This window comes from Streptococcus sp. 1449 (assembly GCF_013276805.1).
Classification (GTDB): domain Bacteria; phylum Bacillota; class Bacilli; order Lactobacillales; family Streptococcaceae; genus Streptococcus; species Streptococcus pseudopneumoniae.
Window position 1 is genome coordinate 11,858 of sequence record NZ_VMLS01000082.1, and the last position, 5,887, is coordinate 17,744.

At 38.3% G+C, this 5,887-nt stretch carries 1 protein-coding gene and 1 pseudogene; both read right to left on the reverse strand.

Annotated features, from left to right (window positions below):
• Nucleotides 1–740: 740 nt before the first annotated feature.
• A pseudogene (locus HT687_RS10770) lies at nucleotides 741–1,715 on the reverse strand (Rpn family recombination-promoting nuclease/putative transposase).
• A 288-nt stretch (nucleotides 1,716–2,003) separates the two neighbouring features.
• Nucleotides 2,004–5,615 (reverse strand): trypsin-like peptidase domain-containing protein, encoded by a 3,612-nt coding sequence (locus HT687_RS10775; protein ID WP_138707172.1) that lies wholly within the window; start codon nucleotides 5,613–5,615, stop codon nucleotides 2,004–2,006.
• Nucleotides 5,616–5,887: the final 272 nt, after the last annotated feature.

Here is a 5,887-nt window from a genome sequence, read left to right on the forward strand (position 1 = left end):
GATTTTCATTGAGTATTAGTTTTTCTAAAATAATTCTAATCTATTATTCTAGCACTAGTAGACTCTTTGGCTAAATCTCCTTTCTACATCTCGTTTCACCAAAAACTTTTAAGAGAGAAATACTCTATATTTCATTCTCTAAATTAGTTTTGTTACCGTTTCCAATTAGAGTATACTTTTTTTTTTTAGTATTTCAAGTCTTTTTCTAATTTGGAATTTAGTTTCAAATCTTTTTTAACTATATCAAATATATTAAAAGTACTTTCAAAAATAATCAAATTCTTACAATACTTGTTTCGAGTGGACAAGATAAGAAAACAAGAAAGTCAATTTTAGGAGAAGACAAGGTTAATAGTCGCATGATATAATGCAATGATGTAAAAATCGAACAAATTGATTGGAAAATTCAAACCAATTTCTAACAATGATTTAAGAATTGTTGTGTCCTAATATAGATTCAATGCACTATAAAACGCATAATATCAAGTTTTTTTAATTACCTGATACTATGCGTGTTTGTGATTTTTAAGATTTTATGCCTAGAGTCTCTATATGAGGACTTAAAAAAACTGACTCGTAGATGATTTCCTAAAGTCAATCCTCTTACCTAAAAAAACGACTTCTAAAAAAGTTGCCTTCATCGAGAGGTGAAGCAATGATTGTCCTAAAAAATAGTTGGATCGCAAATCTCTCTGAAAATTTCTTCTCTCTGCCTAACTTGAATTTGAGATTCAACATTCTTATTTATGATGGTCTTTCAATAATACTTCAAACTCAGCAACAGTCATGCCCAATTGCTGACTGGCAACCTCGGAAGTCAGAAGTCCTTGGTGGACTAGATTTAGTAGCATAGACAAACTTCCTTCAACTTTCCCACGTTCAAGTCCTTGTTCTAAACCTTTTTCGATGCCTTGTTCAATCCCCTCTGCGCGACCACGTTCAAGACCTCTCTCTAAACCTTTTTCCTCAGCTTGCTCCAAAGCATAGTCCTGTGCTAACATGGCTTGTTCTTCTCGCCTGCGTTGTTCACTAAACATTTTCCTATCCTCCTCGGACCAGCTCTTGTAGTCCAGCAGTTGATCTGCTTGGCTGATGGCTCGCTCGGGCTGCTGGGTAAAGGGTTTATTCCCGAAAAACTCTAACCATGGTTTACGAACCTTGTCTTTGCTGGTTTCTCTGTATTTTCTTAATTCCAAGAACGCCATCTTGACTAGATGGTTTTCCTGTCCATTGTTTGTAATTGTTAAAACCTCACCTGTCGAATCCTCTCGCATGCTAAAACTATGAAAAGCCAAGTCATCTGAGAACTAGTTACTATCCACAATTGCGATAGCGTATACTGGTGAGATGTGTTTATAACTCTGATGAGTATCACCTTCTCGTTGACGAATTTTTTCAAGATTTTGATTGACCTGACTGCACAAGTAAGCCCATAAACGATTGATGAAAAAATTCTGATGATGAACCTGAATTTCGATGATAACTTGCGTACCATTATCCAACTCCGCCAAAACATCTATACTGGTATAGAAATCTTGCGCCGAATAGGGCATGGAAGTCAAGACATGAATATTGCTTCCCTCCAAAATGGTCACATTTTTTGCTGGTAAATCCAGCATATCGCGGATAAATTGACAAGTGATTTCTGGGTTGCTAAAGATTTTCTTAGCAACCAAATCATTGGTCGGGCTAATGCCCGGATGTCTTAGAATCATATTTCCTCTCCTTTCATTATAGCACATTTTTAAATCTAGGTTTACTAGATTTACTGCTACTATCTATTTATTCGGAAAAGAAAGACAAAAGGAGCGAGAAAGTTAAAAATTATTAATCCTAATCACTTGTAAAGAGATAAATCTTGCTCATATTATTTATTAAAGACTCTATTTTACAAAAAAGATTACAAAATCAGCCGTTTTAGAGAACTCTTACCACTTCCTAGACTATTAATTCTAATGTTTTTTATACTACTCGCTTGCTCATCAATAGGTCATAAAGCAAAATCAGTTGATCCATTCCCCGTACTCGTTCACTCTATAGCCGTCTGGTGTTAGCGAATTGAAAAGTAGTTTCCCAAAAGCATCGATATAGTACCACTTTCCTTTATAATAAATCCATGTATTGGATTCCATGGAACCAGATGATCCTAAGTAGTACCACGCGCCACTTGAATCTTGGAACCAGCCTACCTCCATCATGCCATTATCCTTGAGATAATACCAATTACCGTCTGTATCCTGTATCCAACCGGTTTGCATGATTCCATTCGCATCAAAATAATACCATGCATCATTTTCTTTCATCCAGCCTGTCCGTTCTTTCCCATCGGAATTTCTAAAATACCACTGATTATTTATCTTATGCCATCCTCTTTGTTGATTATATGTAATAACAGAATGTTCAACAGTAGAAAGTGACATGTTATCCGCTTCAACGCCAAAAACAGCTGTTAACGATGACGAACCTGTCCCGTTCGTTGTGAATTGAGCAGTGGTTTCTGGGCTAGATAATCTTTCCTGTTTTGATGGAGTCTTTATTTTTCTCTCATCTCGGTGCCCTTCTACTGTCAATTTTTCTCCACCTGTAACTTTAGCCACAAAGTCTGGAACTTCCACTCTTTCAGGGACTAGTTCTTTTGAAGATACTATAGACTTCCCAAGGTCGCCTGGTATTTTTTCTCCCGATACTAAAACCTCTGATTCTGAAAATTCCTCACTAGACGCAGGCAGTTCTTCTCTGATTGGCGCATCTTTTGGAACTAGAAACTCTACTTTATCTGGAGATACCACTTCCTCTTTGAGATTACTTGAGTTTTCTTCCGTCGATGACACCACTTCCTTCACACCCTTAAGAACCACACGTTCTCTCATAGGTGTAACCTCGACTGTACGAGAATTTTCAACAATCTTTCCATCAGCTAAGACCTTATAAATCACCTTAGTAACTTCTTTACCTACATACCCCTCCGAAACAACCTCCGTTTTCCCTTTCTCTAACTCTTCAGAGTCCTCAAAACGCTCTGTAATCGGAAGTTCTTTTATGACACTGTTGGGTTTAATACCTAAAGTAATCACCTTGGATTGAGGAGCTATTTTCTTCTCAGAAACTTGAGAAGATACCGCTCCTGTATACTTATCTACTTGATAAGTAGTAGTTCGAGTAACCACCCCTCCTTTACCCTCTACAACTGAACGGAAACCAAGCTCTTTTGTTTCATCTCCTTGGTAAAGAGTATCAAAAGCAATCGATTCTTTTTCTACTTTCGGCTTAGTACCTTTATACACTACTCGGTAAATAAGTGGAACACCTTCTTTTTCACCCTTAGTATCCTCTGTACTCTCTTTTCCAACCTCAAGGGTACTATCACCTTCGTAAGTGGTAATAACCTCTGTTTTCGGCTCCTTTTGCGGTTTGAGAGGAGGTTCTACTTTATCTTTATCAGACTCTATTTTAGGTGTACTTGGTTTTTCGTCTTTTGGAGTTGAAGGAAGTTTATCCTTATCCTTCTCATCCACCAAAACTTCATCTCTTACATAGACAGGATCTTTTGGTTGACCCTCAATATAAGAACGAACCCAATCCAGCTGCTCTTTTGATAAGACTAAACCACCACTGCGGCTTCCTACAACACCATTTTGGTGAACTCCAATTAAAGCACCTTTGTCATTATAAAGACCACCACCAGACGCTCCAGGTTTTGTGCCTTCATAGCTGATACCCTCAATACCTGAACCGAAATCAGTAGTATCTACAACTTCACTATCCAAGACTGGAGATAAACGACCGTCCGGGAAACCATAAACCGAAACTTTTTCACCCTTAGCGATAGAAGTTGACTCAGAAACCATCTCTACAGGAGATACCGCTTTGAAATCTTCTTTTAGTCGAACCAAGGCTAAGTCATTTTTAAATCCAAATACGGAATCTTTTTTATTCCAATAAACAATATCATCATCTGAAAAATGCACAGACAACCCATTCGGTAAGGTTGCTTTATACACTGTATTGGTGCGACCAGATTTCGTAACGACCTCAGAACCTTTAACTGTTAAAAAATTATGAGCGACTGTTAACACCAAATTGGGTGCAATTAAAGTACCTGACCCCGACCCATCTGGCGTTTGAATGTGCGTTGTAGCATAGAAATTTTCTGAGCCATTCGGAGCTTGTAACACCTCTTTACTAGGCATAGGTAAGTTGGATTTGCCACTCAAGTCAACCTTACCAACCTCCGTTCTTGCGAAATCAGAAGACGAAGTAGATGAAGGATTTACTGAGTCAACAACAGCTTTTATAATGGTATTACCTAAAGCTAACTTACTGACATACTCATCAGACCAACTAGTATCACTTACTAGTTTGTTGACAGAAACTCCATTGTAAGATACCACTTTAGCTGTTGGGGAAGTTGCTATTAACTGTTTGAAGTCTGGATTTTGTCTTAAATGAAAATTCAAACCACTTCCAACAGGACCTTCCTGAACAACCTTATCTGAAATCAAAGGAGTTCCTTTAGTATCTTCCACTCGAAGTAGAACGCGGCCTTTTTCTTCACCTTTTACTAAAGTCGCTCGACCTTTTTCATCAAAACGATACAAAGCACCGTCAATCTCATACTCTACGTCTTTTAAGGCTCTGTGATTTTCATCATAATAGTAACGGTTTGCACCATCTATATACCAACCCTTTATACCATATTTATCAATCATAGAACGAATCCAAGCTCTGTGCTTTTCCGTAAAAATCGTACCACCCCCAATACGCTCACTCTCAGGAGCGTTTGAAGTATTTGTTCCGTGCTGGTGGATACCGACTACATCTCCCTTATCATTAAACAAAGGAGCACCTGAAAAACCTCCCAAAGCTGAGGAATGATAAGTGACTGCACCGCTCTCTTTATTGACACTGCTTACAGTTGTTGAGACTGAATAAGCCTTACCATCTTTCAACCTCTTCTTGTTTTCTTCACTTAAATTCGGAGTCGAAAAATCATTGGGATAACCTACCATAGTGATTTTATCACCAGTAGAAACCTCTTTATGGCTCAACTCTCTTGGAGAGTCCTCACCACCCGTCATAGCTTCTACAGGCTTTTTAGTTACCACTACTGCTAAGTCGTTGCTATAGTCTTTACCAAAGTCGTTGCCGTTATATAAGTGAATAGAGTCTTTTTCAAGAGCTTCTGATACACCAGAAGTAGGTACTTTATTGTTCTTTTCCGTCTCTGAGTTCATCACAACATAACTACGAGCAGACTCCCCACCACGCAAGACCGCGGACTTGTTTTCTTGGTTTTTATCATAGTAATTATGAGCTACGGTTACCATGACATTCGGCGCTACAAAGACACCACTGCCAGACGCGGTTTGTTTTCCACTCGTACCACTATCATAAGTGGTATAAGTCATAGCAACACCCTCAGCGGACTTCTCATGAACGCTCACATCTTTTATATCATCGCCACCTTGAATGACGTCAGCATACACTGTTCTTCCTCCAACAACTGGTAAATCAGGAATCGACAATCCAATCATACTCACCAATGCCAGACATCCCACCAATCCATAAGCTTTTGACTTACGAAATTTTCCTAAACCCTTTAAATATAAAAACATCTTTTTCCTCACTTTAGTTTCTAATACTTATTTATCCAGATATAATAGCTTACAATCTTTTAAAATCTTCAAATAAGTTATGATTGTTCCATACTCTTCAAACCATGTCAGCCTTGTCGTGCCGTATGTATATGTTACTGACTTCGTCAGTTCTATCTGCAACCTCAAAACGGTGTTTTGAGCTGACTTCGTCAGTTCTATCTGCCACCTCAAAACGGTGTTTTGAGCTGACTTCATCAGTTCTATCTACAACCTCAAAACGGTGTTTTGAG